Genomic DNA, 21,715 nt, shown 5'->3' on the forward strand with positions numbered 1-21,715 from the left:
CTGGCTGGGTTCGCTACTTCCGGTCCTGCTGCAGGGTGGCCCACAGACCGTAACCGTGCATCGCCTGCACGTCGCGTTCCATCTCCTCGCGGGTCCCGCTGGAGACGACCGCCCGGCCCTTGTGGTGGACGTCGAGCATGAGCTTGGTGGCCTTGTCCTTGGTGTAGCCGAAGTACGCCTGGAAGACGTACGTCACATAGCTCATGAGATTGACCGGGTCGTTGTGCACGATCGTGACCCAGGGGACGTCGGGCTCGGGTACGGCGAAGACCTCCTCCGCCGACTCGGTGCGTTCGATCTCTACGGGCGCGGGTGACGTCACAGTGCCCATGCTGCCACGCTCAGCAAAAATCGTCACACTGACGAAATGGGGGTAGCATCCTGGTCATGAACACAGCGGACCTTGGGCTGCCGGTGGATGTCCCCTCGACGGCGCTCTTCACGGACCAGTACGAGCTGACGATGCTGCAGGCCGCCCTGAAGGCCGGTACGGCCGAACGGCGGAGCGTGTTCGAGGTCTTCACCCGGCGGCTGCCGGACGGGCGCCGCTACGGCGTGGTGGCCGGCACCGGACGCGTCCTGGACGCGGTGGAGAACTTCCGCTTCGACGCGGGCGTCCTCGACTTCCTGCGCGAGCGGAAGATCGTCGACGAGGAGACCCTCGCCTGGCTCGCCGACTACCGCTTCGGCGGGGAGGTCTGGGGCTACCCCGAGGGCGAGGTCTACTTCCCCGGCTCGCCGATCATGCGGGTCGAGGGCACCTTCGCCGAATGCGTGCTCCTGGAGACGGTCGTCCTCTCCATCCTCAACCACGACTCCGCGATCGCCGCGGCCGCCTCCCGCATGGCCTCCGCCGCCGGTGACCGCCCGCTGATCGAGATGGGCGCCCGCCGCACCCACGAGCTGGCGGCGGTGGCCGCGGCCCGGGCGGCGTACGTCGGCGGCTTCGCCACCACCTCCGACCTCGCGGCCGGCTTCCGCTACGGCATCCCGACGGTCGGCACCTCCGCGCACGCCTTCACCCTGCTCCACGACCGCGAGCGGGACGCCTTCCAGGCCCAGGTCGACTCCCTCGGCCGGGGCACCACCCTGCTCGTGGACACCTACGACGTCGCCCAGGCCGTCCGTACGGCGGTGGAGGTGGCCGGCCCCGAGCTGGGCGCGGTCCGCATCGACTCCGGCGACCTGCTGCTCGTCGCGCACCGGGTGCGGCAGCAGCTGGACGAGCTGGGCGCCGCCGAGACGAAGATCGTGGTCACGTCCGACCTGGACGAATATGCGATCGCCTCCCTCGCCGCCGCCCCCGTGGACGCCTACGGCGTCGGCACCCAGCTGGTCACCGGCTCCGGGCACCCGACCTGCTCCATGGTCTACAAGCTGGTCGCCCGTGCCGAGTCCGGCGACCCCAAGGCGCCGCTGGTGCCGGTCGCGAAGAAGTCCACCGGCGGCAAGACCTCGCTCGGCGGCCGCAAGTGGGCGGCTCGCCGGCTGGACGAGGACGGGGTGGCGGAGGCAGAGGTCGTGGGCACCGGCCCGGTGCCGCCGGAGCTGGAGGACCGGCAGCTGCTGGTGCAGCTGATCAAGGGCGGGGACGTACTGGCCCGCGAACCCCTGGACGTGCCGCGCGACCGGCACATCGCCGCCCTCGCCAATCTCCCCCTCTCCGCCACTCAGCTCTCCCGCGGGGAACCCGTCCTTCCGACGGAGTACGCCCACGGGCGCTCGGGTAGCTAGAGCGGGACACCGTCCGCACCTTCGAACGCCCCCTCCCGCCCGGGCCCGGAAGTCTCTAGGCTCAGTTGATTGACCCATAGTCGAAGGACACCCATCATGCGCCGCGCCTTGATCGTCGTAGATGTGCAGAACGACTTCTGCGAGGGGGGCAGCCTCGCGGTGTCCGGGGGGGCGGACGTGGCCGCCGCGATCACGGAACTGATCGGCCAGGCGGCGGGCACGGGATACCGCCATGTGGTGGCCACCCGGGACCACCACATCGCCCCCGGCGGCCACTTCGCCGACAACCCCGACTACGTCCGCTCCTGGCCCGCGCACTGCGTCGCGGGCACGGAGGGCGTCGGCTTCCATCCGAACTTCGCCCCGGCCGTCGCCTCCGGCGCGATCGACGCGGTCTTCGACAAGGGCGCGTACTCGGCCGCCTACAGCGGCTTCGAGGGCACCGACGAGAACGGCGTCACCCTCGCCGACTGGCTCCGCGACCGCCATATCGACGAGGTCGACGTGGTGGGCATAGCCACCGACCACTGCGTACGCGCCACCGCGCTGGACGCGGCCGGGGAGGGCTTTCGCACCCAGGTCCTGCTGGACCTCACGGCCGGGGTGGCTCCGCAGACGACGGAGCGGGCGCTGGAGGAGCTGCGGGAGGCGGGCGTCGAGCTGACGGGCAAGCCGGTGGTGGGCGGCTAGCGCCGCCTCGCCGGCTACACCACCGCCGACCTGCGCAGCAGTGCCCGGATGGGGTGCCACAGCTCGTTCACGGTGACACCGTTGTCGGCCGGGGCCGTACGCCATATCAGGCCGTCCGGATGGTGCAGCACCGCCGTGATCTCGTCCGGTGTCGGAGGCGCGGCGTTCCCCCTGAGGTACACCGCGCGCAACCCCAGGTTGCGGAGCCTGGTCAGGGCTCGGGCCCGGTTCTGGGCGTGTACCAGTACCCGCACGCCGGCGGAGTCGTAGGGCAGGTTCAACGCCACTACGACCGTGCCGTGCGGCAGTTTGCAGAAGCCTCCTGCGGCCATGCCGTCACATCCCCGTTTCGGTCGGTGTCAATAAGCGGTCCACAGGACGCACCTAAACACGATCGGCGGCAACCCGCCAAGGGGCTACCGCCGATACGTGCCTGACCTGCGAAAACGTGGACTACTTCACCGCGGGACCCACCTTGAGCAAGATCGTCGAGCCATTCCCGGCCTCCTTGACGATCGCGATCTTGGTGTTGGTGTCAGTGATCTTCACACCCCCGGTGGGGTTCGCCTGGTCGTAGTAGGTGCTGGTGTGGTCGTTGAAGACCGGCACCCCCTTCGACGCCTTGATCACCGTCGGGACGTCCGCCTTGTGGAGCGTGATGCCGTCCGTGCCGTACAGGCTGAACGGGGAGTCGTAGGCCTGCATGCGGTTGCGCAGCAGCGTGCCGTCGGACCACTTCAGCGCCTTCGGGTGCGAGTCGATCGGCAGGATCAGGCCCGAACCCGGGTGGCCGTTGGTGCTGTTGGTGTTGTTGTCCGCCTGGGAGGTGTCCCACTTCCAGATCAACAGGCCGTTCTGGTACGGGTAGTGCTCCACCCAGTCGGGACGCTCGGCCGAACCGAAGTTGTACGGGCCGGTCTTGAGCTGCTTGTCGTAGGACACGTACTGCCGGTTCTCGGCGATGTAGTACTGCTTGTAGTCCTTGGTGAAGGACGCGCCGATGCGGGAGAAGCCGTTCGAGGTCCAACCGGCGTCCTGCGTCTCGGCGTCGTCCGAGAAGAGCGGCGCGCCGTCGGCGCTCACGCCGATCTCGTCGGCCGTGAAGCCGTTCTCGGCGACTCCGCTGTCGGTGGCGTAGCGGAAGCGCAGGTCGATCTTCTTGCCCGCGTAGGCGTCGAGCGCGTACGACAGCTTCTTGTGCGACTGCGAGAAGCCGGTCAGGGCCGGCTTGCCGCCGGCGTCACGCGGGATGGCCTGGCCGTCGGCCGTGCCGTCCAGAGCGGTCCAGTTGGCGCCGCCGTCGGTCGACACCTCGGTGTAGACGAAGTCGTAGCCGTCCTCGGTGGCCCACCAGCCGTCCAGGTCCAGCTTCGCGGAGGACTTGCCGGTGAGGTCCACGGACCGGGTCAGCGTGTTCTTCAGGTCGTTGCCGCTGCCGCTCCACCACTGGGTCGCGCCCTGGGCCGGCTCGGTGATCGTGGTGGTGACCGCCTTGTCGGGCAGGTCGACCACGAGGGCCTGCTTGTCCCAGGTGTTGTACTCGGCGAGGCCCAGCTTGTGGGTGGACTGCGCACCGGCCTTGGCGGTGTCGTAGTTGAGCCAGCCGAGCTGCAGCTTGTCCCAGGCGTTCATGTCGCCCGGCAGATTTCCGATGGACTCCTTGCCGGTGCCGAGCCAGGAGCCGGAGGACATCAGGGTCCAGAAGCCGGTGGAGTTGTCGCCGCCGGCGGTGTCGTACTCGTCCGGCAGGCCGAGGTCGTGGCCGTACTCGTGGGCGAAGACACCGAGGCCGCCGTTCTCCGGCTGGATGGTGTAGTCGCCGACCCAGACGCCGGTGTCGCCGACCTGGGCGCCGCCGAGCTTGTTGTCCGCGGGGCCGGTGCTGCCCGAGTCGGTGCCGAAGGCGTACCAGCGGTGGGCCCAGATCGCGTCCTTGCCCTGGGCGCCGCCGCCCGCGGACTCGTCCTCACCGGCGTGCACGATCTGGAAGTGGTCGACGTAGCCGTCGGGCTCGTTGAAGTTGCCGTCGTGGTCGTAGTCGTAGCGGTCCCACTGGTCGTAGCGGGCGAGGTCCTTCTTGATGTCGGCGTCCGACTTGCCGGCCGCCTTCTGCTGGGCGACCCAGGCGTTCAGGCCGTCGCTGACCACGTTCCACACGCTCGGGCAGTTGGTCTGGCCGCAGGCGTTGTTGCCGTAACGGGCCTCGTTGTAGGGCACCTTGACCCAGTCGGCGACCTCGCCGTCGACCGAGTAGCGGCCCGAGGACTGCTTCTCGTAGTACTTCTTCAGCGACTCGGTCTTCTTGCCGGTGCCGAAGTACAGGTCCTGGTAGTGCTTCTGGTCGTAGTCCTTCTGCCAGGCTGTGGAGTTGTCGTTCTTGCGGTCCGGCGCGGCGATCTTGTTGTGCAGCGGGCCGGGCGTGCCGCCGAACTTGGGGTCGGTCTTGTCCCCGAACTCCACCAGGATCGTGAAGATCTTGTCGGTCTTCTCGCGGCTCAGCTCGACGTACTTGCTCTTGCCCTTGCGGCTCCCCAGCGCCACGACCTTGGAGCCGTTGCGGTCCTGCGCCTTGGCCCTGCCCGATATGAGCTGGCTGAGCGCCTCCCGGCGCTGGGCGTCCTGAGTCTTGCTGAGCGGGCCGTCGAGGTCGTGCGCCCGCTGCTTCACCGGCGCCGGGTCGTGCCGGTCGACGGCCGCGGGCCGGGTGCGGGTGCTCGCCTCCGCGACGGCGAAGGTGGCGAACGTGGCGGAGGCCGCCGTGAGCGTCGCGCCGATCGCGACCGCTCTGAACGTCCAGGATCTGCTGGTCACTTGAGTTCCCCTCCCGCGCTGCACGCAGGTGTGCATGATCGAGCGCGTGTTTCAAGTGACGCAATTTGACTAGAGGTTTAGGAGAAAAGACAGACCTTGACTCGGCCACTTCCCGTGGACTAAGCGAAGTTGGCGTCCGCTTTACGGATACCGTGCTTCTTGTGCGCCCCCCATGCACCTGTACCGTGGGTTAGGTCACGCTTACCAGGGGTCCCGTTCGGGCATGCACGCGAAGAGAGTCGAATGGCACCCCCCGACCCCGAACACTTCCGAGGACACGATTGCCATGCCTCGTCCGACTGCCGCACAGCTCGTTTACGGTTCGTGCACCGTGATCTTCTCGACGCTCGCCATGCTGCTGCTGTCCCAGACGAGTTCGGGCCTCGGGATCACCGTCATCGCCCTCGCAGCACTGGCCCTGGGGCTGCTGGTGGCGATGACGGTGCCCCTGCCTCAGGCCCCCGGGGCCGAGGCACCGGCCGGATCCCCCGAGCCCGCACCTCAGGAACAGCCGGTGTCCACGACACTCTGAGCGGCGTACACGAGAGCGGCGGGTCCGCCACCCGGTACGGACCCGCCGCTCTCGTGTACGCCGCAGCCGCTCAACCGGTGCTGACCACCACCGTCTTGGCCGCCTTGTCGTGCAGGCCCTGTTTGTACGGCTTGTCGAAGTAGCTCCAGCCGCCGCAGATCGCCGTCCAGATGCAGGCGCAGCAGAAGGCGAACGGCACCCAGAGGACCAGGGCGCGGATCAGATTGGTCTGCACCGAGGGCGTGGCCCCGTCGTCCAGGTCCGCCACCCGCATGTTGAGCCACTTCTTGCCGAGGGTCTGGCCGTACTTGCTCATCATGAAGGTGTCGTACGCGATGTAGAGCACGACCGCGATGACGGACTGCCCCACGGACTTGCCGACCTCGACGTGATCACCGTTGACGTTGTACTCGTGCACGCCGAACGCCCAGGTGAGCAGCCAGACGACGATACCGACGAGGATCATGTCGACGATCCGCGCGAGCGTGCGCCGGCCGCTGTCGGCCAGCGGGGGCATACCGGCCAGCGGGTCGGCCGGATAGCCACCGGCTCCGGCGCCGTAGGGCCCGCCGCCGTACGGGCCACCGCCGTAAGGAGGCAGCTGCCCGCCGCCGTAGGGGGGTGGCTGCTGGCCGCCGTACGGGGGCGGTTGCTGGCCGCCGTGGGGAGGTGGCTGCTGCCCGCCCCACGGGGGCGGCTGCTGGCCGCCCGGTGGGGGCGGCTGGCCGCCGGGGGGCGGTTGCGGACCGCCGCCGCCGGGCGGTGGGGGCTGCTGGGCGCCGCCGTACGGGGTGTCGTACGGCGAGCCCGACCCCGGGTCCGACGGAGGCCGTTTCCTGAACGGGTCGTCCTCGGGGGGCTGCTCTCCGGAGCCGGGGGGCGGTTCGCTGCTCATGGCCCGAGTGGAACCCGAACGCCCCGGCTCCGCATCCGGCGGGCGGCCGTACGGAGTACCGGGTCCCGGGGAGGCCGCTGACCGGCCTCGCTCAGCCCGCGACGAAGGTGTGCGCCGCCTTGTCGTGCCAGCACTGGTGCCAGGGCCGGTCGAACAGGCACCACAGCACGCCCAGGACCCCGATGCCGAGCAGTCCGGGCACGCTGTAGACCAGCCAGCGGCGCAGCGCCGCACCGAAGGCCGGGGGCTCGTGCCCCTCGATGTCCCGCACCTGGAGCCCCATCAGCTTCTTGCCGAGGGTGCGGCCCCACTTCGCGGTCGGCAGCGCCTCGTACACGGCGCCGACGACCAGCAGGACGGCGAGCACGATGCCGAGGCTGGTGGCGGTCGTGCCGTCGAGCAGCCAGACGGTGACCTCGTGGCCGGACAGCTTGGCCGCGTCGATCTTCTGCCGGACGTGGTCGACGGCCTCGGTCCCGAGCGGTACGGCGGCGGCGGCCGTCACGGCGCCCAGCACCAGGGTGTCGATCAGCCGGGCGGCGAACCGCTTGCCGAGTCCCGCGGGACGGGCGGCGGCCTGGCGGCGTGCGGCCGCCTGGAACGGATCCTCCACCACCGGCTTCCACGGCGCCACGGGCTGCTCGTCGCCGCCCCCGGCGAGCTGGTGCACCTGCTGCGCCCAGGACGCCTGACCGCCACCGATCCCGCTGGTCACCGGGGTGACCGGGGCACCGCCCTGGGCCGGCACCGAGGGCACCGCCCCGGCGGGCGCGGACGGGGCGGGCTGTGCCGCCCGGGGGGCCTGCGGTGCGTGCGCCGCGTACCCGGCCTGCCCGGCCTGCGCCGACTGCGGTGCCGGTGCGGCGGCACGTGCGGCGGCGGCCTTTCCGGCGCCGAAACCGGGGCCACCGGACTGCGGGGAGGGGATCGAGGGGGACGCGGCGGCGGGCGGGACGGGCGTGCCGACGGGACCCTGCGGTCCGAAGCCACCGGGCGCGCCGGACGCACCGGACGTTCCTGGAGCGCCGCCCGTGCCGCCCGCGCCGTGCGGTCCGAAGCCGGAGCCCGCACCGGCTTCCGCGCCGGCGGGCTGCGGGCCGGCCGAGGGCGGGGTGGCGTAGCGCGGGTCCGGCGCCCCCGCGCCCGGCCGACCCTGGCCCGGCACCGGGCGGAAGGTCATCGTGCCCTCGTCCTGGACGGCCGCGGGCCCCGGGACCGGGCGGCGGAAGATGAAGGTGCCGCCGGGGTCCGGCCCGTCGCCCTCCGCCGGCGCGGTCCCCGCCGTGCCGGCGGCACGGCCCGCCCGGTCCTCCGGCCGGGCCGCGGGCACCCTCGGGTCGACGCCCCAGGCGGTGTGCCCGCCGGCGTCGCCGACGGCACCGGGCTGCCCGGCGGGCGTCGGCCCGGGGTCCTCGTCGAAGAAGTGCGGGCCCGTCTCCTCCACCGCGGGGGTCGCGGGGCGTACGCCGGGCGGCGGGGCGAGCGATTCGCCGTCCTGCGGCGCCGGCCGGCTGGTGCCGGGCACCCAGGAGGCGCCGTTCCAGTACCGGACGTAGCCGGGGATGGACGGGTCCGGGTAGTAGCCCTCGCGGGGCCTGTCGTCACCTGGGGCCGGGGTTGGGGCGCTCATGGTCCGTCGTCCCGTATCTGCTCGGGGGTGGGATAGGGGCCTCCACATCTATCAGACCGCGGGAGTCCGCAGCGCCACTCCCGCAGGACCCACCCCTTTCCGGGCAACGCCGTACCGGGCTCCGGCCGGTGCGCGAAAAGATTTCCCCGGACCCGCGTAATGGCCCGGCCCCTGCCCCCTCTCTCCTGGTGCGGGCCCGTTCCGACCGGCCCCGACCAGCGCAGACGACGAAAGGAACGCAGGTCATGGAGCACACCGTGGTGGAACGCGAGCTGGAACTGAGGCTCATCCTGTCGCCGGAGCGCGGCATCCCGGTACCGGCCAGGCTGAGCTATCGCTCCGACGATCCGTACGCCGTCCACATCACCTTTCACATCAACTCCCAATCCCCCGTCAACTGGACGTTCGCCCGCGACCTGCTGGTGGAGGGGGTCTTCCGGCCGTGCGGGCACGGGGACGTACGGGTGTGGCCGACGAAGGTGGACGGGCGCAGTGTCGTGCTGATGGCGCTCAGCTCGCCGGACGGGGACGCGCTGCTGGAGGCGCCGATCCCGCAGGTGTCGGCCTGGCTGGAGCGGACGCTGCGGGCGGTGCCGCCGGGGACGGAGGGCGGGCAGCTGGGCATCGACGACGCGCTCGACCAGCTGCTCGCCCAGTGAGCGTGACGGGCCGCGGCGAGCGCTCAGAGGACCTTGCCCGGGTTGAGGATGCCGAGGGGGTCGAAGGCCTGTTTCACGGCCCGCTGCACCTCGATCCCGACCGGGCCGATCTCCCGGGCCAGCCACTCCTTCTTCAGCACGCCCACGCCGTGCTCACCGGTGATGGTGCCGCCCAGTTCCAGACCGAGGGCCATGATCTCGTCGAAGGACTCACGGGCCCGCCGGGACTCGTCCGCGTCCCGGGCGTCGAAGCAGACGGTGGGGTGGGTGTTTCCGTCGCCGGCGTGTGCGCAGACGCCGATGGTCAGGTCGTACTTCGCGGCGATCGCCTCGACGCCCTCCAGCATCGCGCCGAGCTTCGAGCGGGGCACGCACACGTCGTCGATCATCGTCGTGCCCTTGACCGCCTCCAGCGCGGTCAGCGAGAGCCGCCGGGCCTGCAGCAGGAGCCGGGACTCGGCGGCGTCCTCGGCCGGGACGACCTGGGTGGCGCCGGCCGCCTCGCACAGGGCGCCGACGGCGGCGAGATCGGCGGCCGGGGCCGGGGTGTCGAAGGCGGCGAGCAGCAGCGCCTCGGTGGTCTCCGGCAGGCCCATGTGGGCGAGGTCGTTGACCGCCTTGACGGTCGTACGGTCCATCAGTTCGAGGAGGGAGGGGACGTGACCGCCCTCCATGATCCGGCAGACGGCGTCGCAGGCGGCGGCCGCGGAGGGGAACTCGGCCGCCAGCACCAGCTGTTGCGGGGGCTTCGGCCTCAACGCCAGCACGGCCCGTACGACGATGCCGAGCGAGCCCTCGGAGCCGACGAGGAGACGGGTGAGGTCGTAGCCCGCGACGCCCTTCGCCGTACGGCGGCCGGTGGACATCAGGCGGCCGTCGGCGAGGACGACGTCCAGGCCGAGGACGTACTCGGCGGTCACGCCGTACTTGACGCAGCACAGGCCGCCCGAGGCCGTGCCGATGTTGCCGCCGATCGTGCACATCTCCCAACTGGAGGGGTCCGGCGGGTAGTACAGGCCGTGCTCCTCGACCGCGCGGGAGAGGGTCGCGTTGACGACGCCCGGCTCGACCACGGCGATCCGGTCGACGGGGCTGATCTCCAGGATGCGGTCCATCCTGGTCAGGGACAGCACGATGCAGCCGTCGGTGGCGTTGGCGCCGCCGGACAGTCCGGTGCGGGCGCCCTGCGGGACCACCGGCACGCGCAGTTCGGTGGCGACGCGCATGACGTGCTGGACCTGTTCGACGGTGCGGGGCAGCACGACGACGGCCGGGGCACCGGCCGGGCAGAAGCTCGCCATGTCGTTGGCGTAGGAGGCGGTGACGTCGGGGTCGGCCAGGACGGCCTCGGCGGGCAGGCCGGACAGGAGCCGGTCGGTGAGGTTGCCGGTCGCCTCGTCGCGGGGCGCTTCGATACGGCTCATGATCACAGCTTTGCACTCGCCGCCATCGGTGTGAACCCCGCCTGCGGCCGGCTTGGGCCGCCCGGGTCAGCTCGTCGTATTGACGCACAGTGAGCGCCATGGACAACCGAGTGTGGGTGCCGGGTACGTCCCTCCTGGCCGGGCCACCGACGCCGCGCCGCGCCCGGCGGTGGCTGCGCCGGGTGCTCGTGGCCGCGTTGGCCGGCGGTGTCGTCGCGGGTCTGGGGCTGATGCTGCCCGAGGAGCGCCCGCACACGGCGGTCCCGCCGCCGGCCGCCGGTGCGCAGGCACAGGCACAGGTGTCGACGGCGGTGACCTCGGGGGTGCCGGCCGCGCTGCCGCAGCTGACGGCGCTCATCGGACAGCAGGAGCGGCGGGTGCGGGCACGGCCCGAGGACGCGCGGGCGTGGGCCGTGCTGGGCAGCGCGTACGTGGAGCGGGCGGACCGGACGGCCGACCCGGCGGACTATCCGCGGGCCGAGCGGGCGCTGCGGACGTCCCTGCGGGTGCGGGCGGCGGCGAACGCCGAAGCGCTGGACGGGCTGGCCGCGCTCGCGCTGGCGCGCCGGGACTTTCCGACGGCGAAGGAGTACGGCGAGCAGGCGCTGAAGGCGGCGCCGAACCGGTGGACGGCGTATCCGCCGCTGATCGACGCCTACACCGGGCTCGGCGACTACAAGGCGGCGCGGGCCGCCCTGGACGACCTGCTGGAGCTGCACACCGGCGCGGCGACCCGGCCCATGGTGATGGCGCGGGCGTCGGCGGTGTACCGGGACCGGGGCTGGCGCGAGGACGCGGTGGCCCAGCTGACCGACGCGGCGGCCGCCGCCGACACCCCGGTCGAGCAGGCCGCCTGTCTGACCGGGCTCGGGGAGCTGGCCTGGGAGCGCGGCGATCTGCAGGACGCGCTGCGGCACTTCGAGGCGGCCGTACGCCTCGATCCCGACCAGCGGGCGGCGCAGGCCGGGCGGGGCCGGACGCTGGCCGCGCTGGGCCGTACGCAGCAGGCGTTCGCCGCGTACGGGGCGGCGCTCGCCCGGTATCCGAGCCCGCAGGACGCCTATGAACTGGGCGAGCTGTACGAGGCGCAGGGCATGGCCGCGCCGGCGCTGGCGCAGTACGCGCAGGTGAAGGCGCTGGTACGGCGGCAGGTGGCGGCCGGGGTCGACGAGGCGCTGCTGATCGGCCGGTTCGAGGCCGACCACGGGGACCCGCACGAGGCCGTGGTGCGGTTGCGGGCGGAGTGGGAGCGCCAGCCGGGGATCGAGGTGGCCGACGCGCTCGGCTGGGCGCTGCACCGGGCCGGCGACGACAAGGAGGCGCTGGCCTACGCCACGGCCGCGACGGACACGTCCAAGGGCGGGGTGCGCAGCGCGCCGTACGCGTTCCACCGGGGCCTGATCGAGCAGGGGCTGGATCTGTCGGCACCGGCCCGCAGGCATCTCCAGGAGGCCCTGCGGCTCAACCCGTACTTCTCTCCCCTGCGGGTGCCCGCGGCGCGAGCCGCCCTGGACGCGCTGGGCGACCCCGCTGACGAGGCGGTGCCGGGCGCGGGCGGGTGACACCGCTCCGTGGTCGCGGAGGCGGTGCCGCCCTGCTGCGGCGGGAACGCCGCGGCTACAGGTTGCCCCGCATGGCCTGCTCCCGCTCGATCGCCTCGAACAGGGCCTTGAAGTTGCCCTTGCCGAAGCCCATGGAGCCGTGCCGTTCGATGATCTCGAAGAAGACGGTCGGGCGGTCCTGGACCGGCTTGGTGAAGATCTGCAGCAGATAGCCGTCCTCGTCGCGGTCGGCGAGGATCTTCAGCTCGCGCAGGGTCCCGATGGGCACGCGGGTGTCGCCGACCCACTCGCCGAGGGTGTCGTAGTAGGAGTCGGGGGTGTTGAGGAACTCGACGCCGGCCGCGCGCATGGTGCGGACGGTCTCCACGATGTCGTTGGTGTTCAGCGCGATGTGCTGGACACCGGGACCGCCGTAGAACTCCAGGTACTCGTCGATCTGGGACTTCTTCTTGGCGATCGCGGGCTCGTTGAGCGGGAACTTGACCTTCAGGGTGCCGTCCGCGACGACCTTCGACATCAGCGCGCTGTACTCGGTGGCGATGTCGTCGCCCACGAACTCCTTCATGTTCGTGAAGCCCATGACCTTGTTGTAGAAGCCCACCCACTCGTCCATCTTGCCGAGTTCGACGTTGCCGACGCAGTGGTCGACGGCCTGGAAGGTGCGCCGGGCCGGCGGTTCGACGATCGGCGCGGCGGCGACGAAGCCGGGCAGGTAGGGGCCGTCGTAGCCGGAGCGGTCGACCAGGGTGTGGCGGGTCTCGCCGTAGGTGGCGATGACGGCGAGGACGACGGTGCCGTGCTCGTCCTTGACCTCGTACGGCTCGGCGAGCGAGCGGGCGCCGTGCTCGACGGCGTAGGCGTGGGCGGCGCGGGCGTCCGGGACCTCGATGGCCAGGTCGATGACGCCGTCGCCGTGCTCGGCCACGTGCCGGGTGAGGAAGTGGCCCCAGTCCGTGCTCGGCTTGATCACCGAGGTGAGGACGAACCGGGCGGAGCCGTTCTCCAGCACGTAACTGGCGGTCTCGCGGCTGCCGTTCTCCGGTCCGGAGTAGGCGACCAGCCGCATGCCGAAGGCGGTGGAGTAGTAGTGCGCCGCCTGCTTGGCGTTGCCCACGGCGAAGACGACCGCGTCCATTCCCTTGACCGGGAAGGGGTCGGCCTGCCGTGCGGTGTCGGGAGTGTGCTGTGTGGTCTGCGTCATAGCGGAAGGGTGGCTCCGCCCTGCAAGGTGCGCAATAGTTTGTGTATTCACTGGGCAATCTGCCCAGCAGTACGGCGGCGTCAACGGCCTTTCTGTACAGGATGACCATTCCTGGGGGTGCTGTGGTGATCGATCATCTGGACGGGCGGATCATCGTGCTCCTCGCCCGGGAGCCGCGCATCGGCGTGCTGGAGATGTCCCGGCGGCTGGGGGTCGCGCGAGGCACGGTCCAGGCGCGCCTGGACCGGCTTCAGTCGAATGGAGTCATCCGCGGATTCGGTCCGCAGGTGGATCCGGCGGCCCTCGGATACCCGGTGACGGCCTTCGCGACGCTGCAGATCAGGCAGGGCCAAGGAGCCGATGTCCGGGCGCACTTGGCGACCGTGCCGGAAGTGCTGGAACTGCTGACCACCACGGGCAGCGGCGACATGCTGTGCCGTCTCGTGGCCCGATCCAACGCCGATCTCCAACGGGTGATCGACCGGGTCGTCGGCTTTGATGGCATCGTCCGGGCCTCCACGACGATCGTCATGGAGAACCCGGTTCCGCTGCGGATCATCCCGCTGGTGGAACAGGCCGCCCAGGACGCGAAAGGGACGTAGCGACGCAAGGACCCGAGGCCGATCAGGGGTGAGCGCGGGTGAACTTCTGGGAGTACCTGGGCAATCGTCACCAGCAGCTGCTCACGGACGCCTATCAGCACGCCAGCGCCGTCTTCCAGTGCATGGTCCTCGCCACCCTCGTCGGGGTGCTGATCGGGGTCGTCACCTACCGCTCCGACTGGGCGGGCAACCTGGCCACCACCGCCACCTCCACCGTCCTCACCATCCCCTCGCTCGCGATGATCGGTCTGCTCATCCCGGTCGTCGGCCTGGGCGTGCCGCCCACGGTGATCACACTGACGCTGTACGGACTGCTGCCGATCGTGCGGAACGCGATCGTGGGCCTGCGCGGTGTGGACCCGGCGCTGGTGGACGCGGCCCGGGGCATCGGCATGTCCCGTCCGCTGCGGCTGTTGCGGGTGGAGCTGCCCCTGGCCTGGCCGCCGATCCTGACCGGGATCCGGGTCTCCACACAGATGCTGATGGGCATCGCCGCGATCGCCGCCTACGCCTCGGGTCCGGGCCTCGGCAACGAGATCTTCCGCGGGCTCGCCTCCCTGGGCAGCAAGAACGCACTGAACCAGGTGCTTGCGGGCACCCTCGGGATCATCGTCCTCGCGCTCCTCTTCGACGCCGCGTACGTCCTGATCGGGCGGCTGACCATTCCCAGGGGGATCCGTGTCTGAGACGTCCGCCGCCAAGGGCCACGACGGCCGGGAGAGCCATGGCGCCGCCATCGAGCTGGAGAACCTGACCAAGCGGTATCCGGGCAGTCAGCAGCCGGCCGTGGACAACGTGAGCATGGAGATCAAGGCGGGCGAGACGGTCATCTTCGTCGGCCCGTCCGGCTGCGGGAAGTCCACGACGCTCAAGATGATCAACCGGCTGATCGAACCGACCGGCGGCCGCATCCGGATCAACGGCGAGGACGTCACCGACATCGACCCGGTGAAGCTGCGCCGCAAGGTCGGCTACGCCATCCAGTCGGCCGGCCTCTTCCCGCACATGACCGTCGCCCAGAACATCGCCCTGGTACCGAAGATGATCGGCTGGCCTAAGGCGCGGATCCGGGCGCGGGTCGAGGAGCTGCTCGATCTCGTCGGGCTCGACCCGGGCGAGTTCCACGGCCGCTATCCGCGCCAGCTCTCCGGCGGACAGCAGCAGCGCGTCGGCGTGGCCCGCGCCCTGGCCGCCGATCCGCCGGTGCTGCTGATGGACGAACCGTTCGGCGCGGTCGACCCGATCACCCGCGATCACCTCCAGGACGAGCTGATCCGGCTCCAGCACGAGCTGCACAAGACGATCGTGTTCGTCACCCACGACTTCGACGAGGCGATCAAACTGGGCGACCGGATCGCCGTACTGCGCGAACGCTCGCACATCGCCCAGTTCGACACCCCCGAGGCGATCCTCACCAACCCGGCCGACGACTTCGTCTCCGGTTTCGTCGGCGCCGGCGCGGCCCTGAAACGGCTGAACCTGACCCGGGTGCGGGACGTGGAGATGCGGGACTACCCGACGGTCACCGTGGACACGCCGCTGCAGCAGATCTTCGGCGTGATCCGCGGGCGCGGCATGAACGAGATCCTGCTCCTCGACAAGCGCCGCCGCCCCTACAAGTGGCTGCGGCGCGGCGACTTGATGCGGGCCCGGGGCTCGCTGGCCCGCGCGGGCACGCTGGTGCACGACACGGTGACCCGGGACGCGACCCTGCGCGACGCGCTGGAGGCCGTGCTGACGGACAACGCGGGCCGGGTCGCGGTGACCGGGCGGCGCGGCGAGTACATCGGCGTGGTCGACATGGAGACCCTGATGAACTCGGTGCACGAACTGCTGGAGGCCGACCGGCTGGAGGCCATGGAGGCCCAGCACGAGCTGGAGGAGGCGCGCACCCAGCAGACCCATCTGGAGCAGGAGGGGCCCGGAGGGGTGACGAAGGCGTGAGCGGCGACCTGCAGCAGCGGCCCGAGGGCGAGCACGAGGTCAAGGGGCTCGCCTTCCGCGACGAGGGCGCGGCGGAGCAGGAGGCCCCGCCCCCGCCCCGGCGCCCGCCCGCGCGGCGCCTGTCCTGGCCGCGGCTGACGGTCCTGCCCGCGTTCCTGGCGGCCCTGCTCCTTGCGACCTGGCTGTGGTTCCGGCAGGCGCACCTGGACACGATCTCGCGGAACGCGCTGTCGGGCGGCCAGGTCTCCAAGGCGCTGCGGCAGCACGTGGAGCTGACGGCGGTCTCCACGTTCTTCGTGCTGATCATCGCGATCCCGCTGGGCATCCTGCTCACCCGGCGGGCCTTTCGCAGGGCGACTCCGCTGGCGATGACCTTCGCCAACATGGGCCAGGCGACCCCGGCGATCGGCCTGCTGGCCCTGCTGGTCATCTGGCTCGGCACGGGGACGAAGGCCGCGCTGATCGGCATCATCGTGTACGCGATCCTGCCGGTGCTCTCCAACACCATCGCGGGCCTCAAGGCCAACGATCCGACGCTGCTGGAGGCGGCCCGCGGCATCGGGATGTCCCCGCTCGGCGTGCTGTCGAGGGTCGAACTCCCGCTGGCGGTCCCGCTGATCCTCGCGGGCGTCAGAACCGCCCTGGTGCTCAACGTCGGCACGGCGACCCTGGCGACCTTCGGCGGGGGCGGCGGCCTGGGCGTGCTGATCACCACCGGCATCACCACGCAGCGGATGCCGGTGCTGGTGCTGGGCTCGGTCCTCACCGTGGCGCTCGCCCTGCTGGTGGACTGGCTGGCCTCGCTGGCCGAGGTGCTGCTGCGGCCGCGCGGCCTGGAGGTGGGGGCATGAGACGCGGCGCGCGCCTGACCCTGGCGGTGCTGGTGCTGGCCTCCGGCTGCGGCCTGACCAGCGGCTCCCCCATGACCGACGACGTCAGGCCCGGTGCGATCGGCGCGGGCCAGCCGCTGAAGGGGGCCCATCTCACCGTCACCTCCAAGGAGTTCACCGAGCAGCTGGTCCTCGGCGCGATCATGGGGATCGCCTTCCAGGCGGCCGGCGCGGACGTGCTGGACCGCACCGGCATCCAGGGGTCGATCGGGTCGCGGGAGGCGGTCAAGAACGGGGCGGCGGACGCCATGTACGAGTACACGGGCACCGCCTGGATCACCTACCTGGGCAACAGCCACCCGATCCCGGACCCGGAGCGGCAGTGGCAGGCGGTGGCCGACGCCGACCGGAAGAACGGGCTGACCTGGCTGCCGCCCGCGCGGCTGAACAACACCTACGCCCTGGCGATGAACCCGGCCGGGTTCAAGAAGTACGGCACCCGGACGCTCTCGCAGGTGGCCGCGCTGGCCGGGAAGGACCCGGGCGCCGTCACCCTGTGCGTGGAGAGCGAGTTCGCCAACCGGGCCGACGGGCTGCCCGGCCTGGAGAAGGCCTACGGGATGAGCGTGCCGGCCAAGAACGTCACGCAGATGGACACCGGGATCATCTACACGCAGGTGGACAAGGGGAAGTGCACCTACGGGGAGGTGTTCACGACCGACGGGCGCATCAGGTCGATGAACCTGGTGGTGATGGAGGACGACAAGCGGTTCTTCCCCAACTACAACGCGGCGCCCGTGATCAACACCAAGGTCCTGCAGAAGTGGCCGGCCATCGCGACCGTCATCGAGCCCGTCACGAAGAAGCTCGACAACTCCGTGGCACAGACCCTGAACGCCAAGGTCGACGTGGACGGCCAGGACCCCCACCAGGTGGCGCTGGACTGGATGAAGCAGGAGGGGTTCGTGAAGTAGCCGCCTCGACCCCGGCGGCCCGGGCCGGGCCCTGCCTAGCAGCTCGGGATCGAGCCCTTGCCCGTGCGCAGCGCGGTCAGGGAGGTCATCGCGGTCTTCAGTGTGGTGACCGGGACCAGTCGCAGGCCCTTCGGGAGTTCTGCCTTGGCGTCGGTGCACTCGGCCTTCGGCACCAGGAAGACGCTCGCGCCGTCCCGGCGGGCGGCCTGTGTCTTCAGGGCCACCCCGCCGACCGCGCCGACCGTGCCGTCCGCGTCGATCGTGCCCGTACCGGCGACGGTGCGGCCGCCCGTGAGGTCACCGCCGTTGCCGTCGCCCTCCAGCTTGTCGATGATCCCCAGGGTGAACAGCAGACCCGCGCTCGGCCCGCCCACGTCGGCGAGCTTCAGCGTGACCTTGACCTTGCCGGCGCTCAGCCCGAGATACTTCAGCGCCGCCTGGGTCGCCGCGTCCTGCGACTGGAGCATCTGCGCCGCGTTGTGCTTCTCGATCTCCTTGACGGTGTCCCCGCTCGGGTAGACGGCGTCGCGCGGCATGACGGCCCGGTCGGTGCGGAACCAGTTGCCCAGCACGTCGCCGAAGGTGACCTTGGCGTCCGGGCCGGTCGCCTCGATCGTGACCATCCGCAGCTGCCCGCTGGTCTTCCGGGTCGGTGCGCCGGAGACGGTGATCACCTGGGTGCCCTGGTTCTCGCCGAGCACGTTCGCCGTCATCCCGGGCTGGGCCACCGAGAACGGCAGCGGCGCGAGCGCCGCCGTGGCCAGCAGGGCCACGACGGGCAGAGCGCAGACGGCTACGGCCTGGAGACGCGTGAGACGAGAGAGCACGACATCAATCTAACGTGACGACGACCTGTGCCTCATCCCTCGCGCTCAGCGCAGGGCCTCGGCGACCTCCCTCGCCGCTTCGACCACCCTCGGCCCCACCCGCTCCGGCACGGAGTCCGTCAGCATCACCACGCCCACGCTGCCCTCGACGCCCGTGACCCCGACCAAGGGCGCCGCGGCACCGCTCGCCCCGGCCTCCAGCTCCCCGTGCGTGAGGGTGCAGCCGGGATCCGCGGACGGCGACTGCCGGGCCGCCAGGATCGCCCGCCCCGCGGCTCCCCGGTCCAGCGGATGACGGAAGCCGGCCCGGTACGCCACGTGGTAGTCGGTCCACGTCGGCTCGACCACGGCGACGGCCAACGCCTCCGTCCCGTCCACCAGCGTCAGGTGCGCCGTCGCCCCTATGTCCTCGGCGAGCGAGCGCAGGGCCGGCAACGCGGCCTCCCGCACCAGCGGATGCACCTGCCGCCCGAGCCGCAGCACGCCGAGCCCGACCCGGGCTCGCCCGCCCAAGTCACGGCGTACGAGGGCGTGTTGCTCCAAGGTGGCGAGCAACCGGTACACCACGGTGCGGTTCACGCCCAGTTTCGTGGACAACTCGGTGACGGTCAGCCCGTGGTCGGTGTCGGCCAGCAGTTTGAGGACACGCAGGCCCCGGTCGAGCGTCTGGGAAGTCTCCGCGGTCACGACGCCCACTCCTTCGGCGGTGAGGTCGACGGCCCGCTGAGCGACGGATGCGTCACCGAGTCCCGTCGGCGACGCGCTTCAGAGGCCGCCGATCGGCAGGACGGCCCGGCGGCTCCGGGTCGTGTCGCTTCACGGCTGCGCTCCGCGGCGGCGCTGCCACGGGGCGTGTGCGTAGCGGGACAGTAGCGAAGCAGGTTCGCTGAGCGGAAGTCTCAGTCCAGAATCCGGGCAGGACAAGATCCGGCCTGCCGCCATTCGTCCGGATACGACCCGCCGCCCGACGGCCGCCCGGGGCCGGGCCCCGCGACCGTCACCGCATGCGCGTGGCCCACTCCTGCACCTTGGCGATCCGCTGCCGCAGCTGCCCCGCCGTGGCCTCCGCGCTCGGCGGCCCCCCGCACACCCGCCGCAGCTCGGTGTGGATCACCCCGTGCGGCTTGCCGCTCTGGTGGACGTACGCGCCGACCAACGTGTTGAGCTGCTTGCGCAGCTCCATCATCTCCTTGTGGCTGACCACCGGCCGCCGCTCGGCCGGCAGCTCCAGCAGGTCGGCCTCGGTGTCCGGCTTCTTCCGGCTGTGCGCGATCTGCCGGGCCTGCCGCTTCTGCAGCAGCAGCTGCACCTGGTCCGGCTCCAGCAGGCCCGGAATCCCGAGGTAGTCCTGCTCCTCGTCGCTCCCGGGATGCGCCTGCATGCCGAACTCGGCACCGTCGTAGAGAACCCGGTCGAAGACGGCCTCGGACTCCAGCGCCTCGAAGGAGAACTGCTCCTGCTCGCCGGTGTCCTCGTCCTGCTGCTTGTTCGCCTCGTCCATCTCCTTCTCGGACTCGGCGTACGGGTCCTCCTCACCCTGCTTCTTCGGCTTGTCGAGGGCGTGGTCCCGTTCCTTCTCCATCTCATTGGCGAAGGTCAGCAGGTCGGGCACGGTCGGCAGGAAGACGGACGCGGTCTCGCCGCGCCGCCGGGACCGTACGAAACGCCCGACTGCCTGCGCGAAGAACAGCGGGGTGGAGATGGTGGTGGCGTACACCCCGACCGCGAGCCGGGGGACGTCGACGCCCTCGGACACCATCCGCACGGCGACCATCCAGCGGTCCTCGCTCGCGCTGAACTCGTCGATCCGGTTCGAGGCGCCGGCGTCGTCGGAGAGCACCAGCGTCGCCTTCGTCCCCGTGATCTCCCGGATGAGCTTGGCGTAGGCGCGTGCGGAGTCCTGGTCGGAGGCGATGACGAGCGCTCCCGCGTCCGGGATGCCCTTCCTGACCTCGGTCAGCCGCTGGTCGGCGGCGCGCAGCACGCTGGGCATCCAGTCGCCGCGCGGATCGAGCGCGGTACGCCAGGCCTGGCTGATCGCGTCCTTGGTCATCGGCTCGCCGAGCCGGGCGGCGATCTCGTCACCGGCCTTCGTGCGCCAGCGCATGTTGCCGCTGTAGGACAGGAAGATCACCGGCCGCACGACACCGTCGGAGAGCGCGGAGCCGTAGCCGTACGTGTAGTCGGCGGCCGACCGCCGGATGCCGGCGTTGTCCTCCTCGTACGTCACGAAGGGGATGGGGTTGGTGTCGGAACGGAACGGCGTACCGGTCAGCGCGAGCCGGCGGGTGGCGGGCTCGAACGCCTCCAGGCAGGCCTCGCCCCAGGACTTCGAGTCACCGGCGTGATGGATCTCGTCGAGGATGACGAGCGTCTTGCGCTGCTCGACGCGGTTGCGGTGCAGCATGGGGCGCACGCCGACACCGGCGTAGGTGACCGCGATGCCGTCGTACTCCCTGCCGAGCGGGCCGGCGCTGTACTCGGGGTCGAGCTTGATCCCGATCCGGGCCGCGGCCTCCGCCCACTGCTTCTTCAGATGCTCGGTCGGCGCCACCACGGTCACCTGCTGGACGACGTGGTGGTGCAGCAGCCAGGAGGCGAGCGTCAGCGCGAAGGTGGTCTTGCCGGCGCCGGGCGTGGCGACGGCCAGGAAGTCACGCGGCTGCTCCTGTACGTACCTCTCCATCGCCCCCTGCTGCCAGGCACGCAGTTTGCTGGCGGTACCCCAGGGGGCCCTGCCGGGGAAGGCGGGCGAGAGGTGGTGCGAGTGCGCGGCGGAAGCAGACATAGGGGTGGGCCCGGAGGGCACTCCGTTGAGGGCGGTGGCGGGTGACGGGCGGGCGGTAGTCACGGTCTCCGTTTTGGTGGGGCTCGGGGTGCTCGGCTTGTGATGGGGCTCGGGGTGCTCGGCTCCGTATGACAACCGGGCCACCCTACCGGCGCCGCCCGGCCGTCAACGCCCGGACGAGGCCGCCTCGCCCGCGGGTGGGACTGACGTCACAACCCCTGCAACCGCCCCGCGATCACCGCGACATCACCGACACCCCCGGAGGCCACCTCGATGACCAGGTCGTATGCCCTGCCCTGGTCGACGTCGGCGAGATCCACGCCGTTCAGGGCGAGGAAGGTGGCCGTGGCCGGCCAGGCGGTGCGCTTGTCGCCGTCGACGAAGGAGTGGTTGGCGGCGAGCCCGTGCAGCAGCGCGGCGGCCTGCTCGTACAGGTCGCCGTAGGCGTCCGTACTGCACATCCGGGCCCGGTCCGGTGCACGGCGGAGACCAGCAGCCCGGGCTCGCGCGTCTCGGGCGGACGGCCGCCGAAGGCGATCTCGGCGACGGCGGTGACCTCGGCCGCGGTGAGACGGCGGCTCGTTCGCCGAGCCTCCGCAGCAGGTCCGCATT

General features: G+C 71.3%; 21 protein-coding genes. 10 read left to right on the plus strand and 11 right to left on the minus strand.

What is annotated here, in order from left to right:
* Positions 1-13: 13 nt before the first annotated feature.
* Complete coding sequence (gene clpS / locus AQI95_RS31480; RefSeq protein ID WP_067131564.1) at positions 14-331, minus strand: ATP-dependent Clp protease adapter ClpS; 318 nt, start codon at positions 329-331, stop codon at positions 14-16.
* A gap of 56 nt (positions 332-387) precedes the next feature.
* Here clpS and AQI95_RS31485 point away from each other — a divergent pair, with 56 nt between their 5' ends.
* On the plus strand, positions 388-1,734 hold the full coding sequence (locus tag AQI95_RS31485) for a nicotinate phosphoribosyltransferase (protein WP_067131567.1): 1,347 nt from the start codon (positions 388-390) through the stop codon (positions 1,732-1,734).
* A 96-nt stretch (positions 1,735-1,830) separates the two neighbouring features.
* Positions 1,831-2,424: a nicotinamidase gene (locus AQI95_RS31490; RefSeq protein WP_067131569.1), complete on the plus strand. Its 594-nt coding sequence runs from the start codon at positions 1,831-1,833 to the stop codon at positions 2,422-2,424.
* A 14-nt stretch (positions 2,425-2,438) separates the two neighbouring features.
* Here AQI95_RS31490 and AQI95_RS31495 read toward each other — a convergent pair whose 3' ends face one another.
* Together AQI95_RS31495 and AQI95_RS31500 are read right to left on the minus strand one after the other, a co-directional pair.
* Positions 2,439-2,756, minus strand: coding sequence for a hypothetical protein (locus AQI95_RS31495; RefSeq protein ID WP_067131572.1), 318 nt, complete (start codon positions 2,754-2,756; stop codon positions 2,439-2,441).
* Between the two features lie 121 nt (positions 2,757-2,877).
* On the minus strand, positions 2,878-5,235 hold the full coding sequence (locus AQI95_RS31500; RefSeq protein ID WP_067131575.1) for an immune inhibitor A domain-containing protein: 2,358 nt from the start codon (positions 5,233-5,235) through the stop codon (positions 2,878-2,880).
* A 286-nt stretch (positions 5,236-5,521) separates the two neighbouring features.
* Here AQI95_RS31500 and AQI95_RS31505 point away from each other — a divergent pair, with 286 nt between their 5' ends.
* Positions 5,522-5,767: a hypothetical protein gene (locus AQI95_RS31505; RefSeq protein ID WP_067131579.1), complete on the plus strand. Its 246-nt coding sequence runs from the start codon at positions 5,522-5,524 to the stop codon at positions 5,765-5,767.
* Positions 5,768-5,837: 70 nt separating this feature from the next.
* Here AQI95_RS31505 and AQI95_RS45335 read toward each other — a convergent pair whose 3' ends face one another.
* Positions 5,838-6,662 carry an RDD family protein gene (locus AQI95_RS45335; protein ID WP_079071567.1) on the minus strand — a complete coding sequence of 275 codons (825 nt, stop codon included), beginning with the start codon at positions 6,660-6,662 and terminating at the stop codon, positions 5,838-5,840.
* Between the two features lie 91 nt (positions 6,663-6,753).
* Positions 6,754-8,292 (minus strand): RDD family protein, encoded by a 1,539-nt coding sequence (locus tag AQI95_RS31515; RefSeq protein WP_067131587.1) that lies wholly within the window; start codon positions 8,290-8,292, stop codon positions 6,754-6,756.
* A gap of 245 nt (positions 8,293-8,537) precedes the next feature.
* Between AQI95_RS31515 and AQI95_RS31520 the strand changes: the two genes are divergently transcribed.
* Positions 8,538-8,951 carry an SsgA family sporulation/cell division regulator gene (locus AQI95_RS31520; protein ID WP_067131590.1) on the plus strand — a complete coding sequence of 138 codons (414 nt, stop codon included), beginning with the start codon at positions 8,538-8,540 and terminating at the stop codon, positions 8,949-8,951.
* A gap of 23 nt (positions 8,952-8,974) precedes the next feature.
* On the opposite strand, the gene AQI95_RS31525 is transcribed toward AQI95_RS31520, so the two are convergent.
* Positions 8,975-10,381 carry an FAD-binding oxidoreductase gene (locus tag AQI95_RS31525; RefSeq protein ID WP_067131593.1) on the minus strand — a complete coding sequence of 469 codons (1,407 nt, stop codon included), beginning with the start codon at positions 10,379-10,381 and terminating at the stop codon, positions 8,975-8,977.
* 92 nt (positions 10,382-10,473) lie between these two features.
* Between AQI95_RS31525 and AQI95_RS31530 the strand changes: the two genes are divergently transcribed.
* The gene (locus AQI95_RS31530) at positions 10,474-11,937 is read left to right on the plus strand and encodes a tetratricopeptide repeat protein (RefSeq protein WP_067131596.1); all 1,464 of its coding nucleotides are present in this window, start codon (positions 10,474-10,476) and stop codon (positions 11,935-11,937) included.
* 55 nt (positions 11,938-11,992) lie between these two features.
* On the opposite strand, the gene hppD is transcribed toward AQI95_RS31530, so the two are convergent.
* Complete coding sequence (gene hppD, locus AQI95_RS31535; protein WP_067131602.1) at positions 11,993-13,138, minus strand: 4-hydroxyphenylpyruvate dioxygenase; 1,146 nt, start codon at positions 13,136-13,138, stop codon at positions 11,993-11,995.
* Positions 13,139-13,260: 122 nt separating this feature from the next.
* On the opposite strand from hppD, the gene AQI95_RS31540 reads away from it, so the two are divergent.
* The 5 genes from AQI95_RS31540 to AQI95_RS31560 are packed head-to-tail and all read left to right on the plus strand — an operon-like array spanning position 13,261 to position 17,488.
* A complete protein-coding gene (locus AQI95_RS31540) occupies positions 13,261-13,740 on the plus strand; it encodes an Lrp/AsnC family transcriptional regulator (RefSeq protein ID WP_067131605.1) in 480 nt (159 codons plus the stop codon).
* Positions 13,741-13,778: 38 nt separating this feature from the next.
* Positions 13,779-14,426, plus strand: a complete 648-nt coding sequence (locus AQI95_RS31545) for an ABC transporter permease (protein WP_067131609.1) — start codon at positions 13,779-13,781, stop codon at positions 14,424-14,426.
* Positions 14,419-15,684, plus strand: coding sequence for a betaine/proline/choline family ABC transporter ATP-binding protein (locus AQI95_RS31550; RefSeq protein ID WP_067131612.1), 1,266 nt, complete (start codon positions 14,419-14,421; stop codon positions 15,682-15,684). Before AQI95_RS31545 ends, AQI95_RS31550 begins: the two co-directional genes overlap by 8 nt.
* Positions 15,681-16,535 (plus strand): ABC transporter permease, encoded by an 855-nt coding sequence (locus AQI95_RS31555; protein ID WP_067131615.1) that lies wholly within the window; start codon positions 15,681-15,683, stop codon positions 16,533-16,535. The genes AQI95_RS31550 and AQI95_RS31555 overlap by 4 nt, the downstream gene beginning before the upstream one ends.
* Positions 16,532-17,488: a glycine betaine ABC transporter substrate-binding protein gene (locus AQI95_RS31560; RefSeq protein WP_067131618.1), complete on the plus strand. Its 957-nt coding sequence runs from the start codon at positions 16,532-16,534 to the stop codon at positions 17,486-17,488. The genes AQI95_RS31555 and AQI95_RS31560 overlap by 4 nt, the downstream gene beginning before the upstream one ends.
* A 35-nt stretch (positions 17,489-17,523) precedes the next feature.
* Here AQI95_RS31560 and AQI95_RS31565 read toward each other — a convergent pair whose 3' ends face one another.
* The 4 genes from AQI95_RS31565 to AQI95_RS31580 form a co-directional block, all read right to left on the minus strand.
* Positions 17,524-18,315 carry a S16 family serine protease gene (locus AQI95_RS31565; RefSeq protein WP_067131621.1) on the minus strand — a complete coding sequence of 264 codons (792 nt, stop codon included), beginning with the start codon at positions 18,313-18,315 and terminating at the stop codon, positions 17,524-17,526.
* Positions 18,316-18,360: 45 nt separating this feature from the next.
* Complete coding sequence (locus tag AQI95_RS31570) at positions 18,361-19,002, minus strand: IclR family transcriptional regulator (protein WP_067131624.1); 642 nt, start codon at positions 19,000-19,002, stop codon at positions 18,361-18,363.
* 310 nt (positions 19,003-19,312) lie between these two features.
* Complete coding sequence (locus tag AQI95_RS31575) at positions 19,313-21,103, minus strand: DEAD/DEAH box helicase (protein ID WP_067131626.1); 1,791 nt, start codon at positions 21,101-21,103, stop codon at positions 19,313-19,315.
* 209 nt (positions 21,104-21,312) lie between these two features.
* Positions 21,313-21,564, minus strand: coding sequence for a type II toxin-antitoxin system death-on-curing family toxin (locus AQI95_RS31580; protein ID WP_425264932.1), 252 nt, complete (start codon positions 21,562-21,564; stop codon positions 21,313-21,315).
* Positions 21,565-21,715: the final 151 nt, after the last annotated feature.

Source organism: Streptomyces yokosukanensis (genome assembly GCF_001514035.1).
GTDB lineage: Bacteria > Actinomycetota > Actinomycetes > Streptomycetales > Streptomycetaceae > Streptomyces > Streptomyces yokosukanensis.

Excerpts from the sequence above, each read along its gene's own strand:
- clpS (WP_067131564.1), bottom strand. The coding sequence starts at position 331 with ATGGGCACTGTGACGTCACCCGCGCCCGTAGAGATCGAACGCACCGAG.
- AQI95_RS31485 (WP_067131567.1), top strand. The coding sequence starts at position 388 with ATGAACACAGCGGACCTTGGGCTGCCGGTGGATGTCCCCTCGACGGCG.
- AQI95_RS31490 (WP_067131569.1), top strand. The coding sequence starts at position 1,831 with ATGCGCCGCGCCTTGATCGTCGTAGATGTGCAGAACGACTTCTGCGAG.
- AQI95_RS31495 (WP_067131572.1), bottom strand. The coding sequence starts at position 2,756 with ATGGCCGCAGGAGGCTTCTGCAAACTGCCGCACGGCACGGTCGTAGTG.
- AQI95_RS31505 (WP_067131579.1), top strand. The coding sequence starts at position 5,522 with ATGCCTCGTCCGACTGCCGCACAGCTCGTTTACGGTTCGTGCACCGTG.
- AQI95_RS45335 (WP_079071567.1), bottom strand. The coding sequence starts at position 6,662 with ATGAGCAGCGAACCGCCCCCCGGCTCCGGAGAGCAGCCCCCCGAGGAC.
- AQI95_RS31515 (WP_067131587.1), bottom strand. The coding sequence starts at position 8,292 with ATGAGCGCCCCAACCCCGGCCCCAGGTGACGACAGGCCCCGCGAGGGC.
- AQI95_RS31520 (WP_067131590.1), top strand. The coding sequence starts at position 8,538 with ATGGAGCACACCGTGGTGGAACGCGAGCTGGAACTGAGGCTCATCCTG.
- AQI95_RS31530 (WP_067131596.1), top strand. The coding sequence starts at position 10,474 with ATGGACAACCGAGTGTGGGTGCCGGGTACGTCCCTCCTGGCCGGGCCA.
- hppD (WP_067131602.1), bottom strand. The coding sequence starts at position 13,138 with ATGACGCAGACCACACAGCACACTCCCGACACCGCACGGCAGGCCGAC.
- AQI95_RS31560 (WP_067131618.1), top strand. The coding sequence starts at position 16,532 with ATGAGACGCGGCGCGCGCCTGACCCTGGCGGTGCTGGTGCTGGCCTCC.
- AQI95_RS31575 (WP_067131626.1), bottom strand. The coding sequence starts at position 21,103 with ATGTCTGCTTCCGCCGCGCACTCGCACCACCTCTCGCCCGCCTTCCCC.
- AQI95_RS31580 (WP_425264932.1), bottom strand. The coding sequence starts at position 21,564 with ATGTGCAGTACGGACGCCTACGGCGACCTGTACGAGCAGGCCGCCGCG.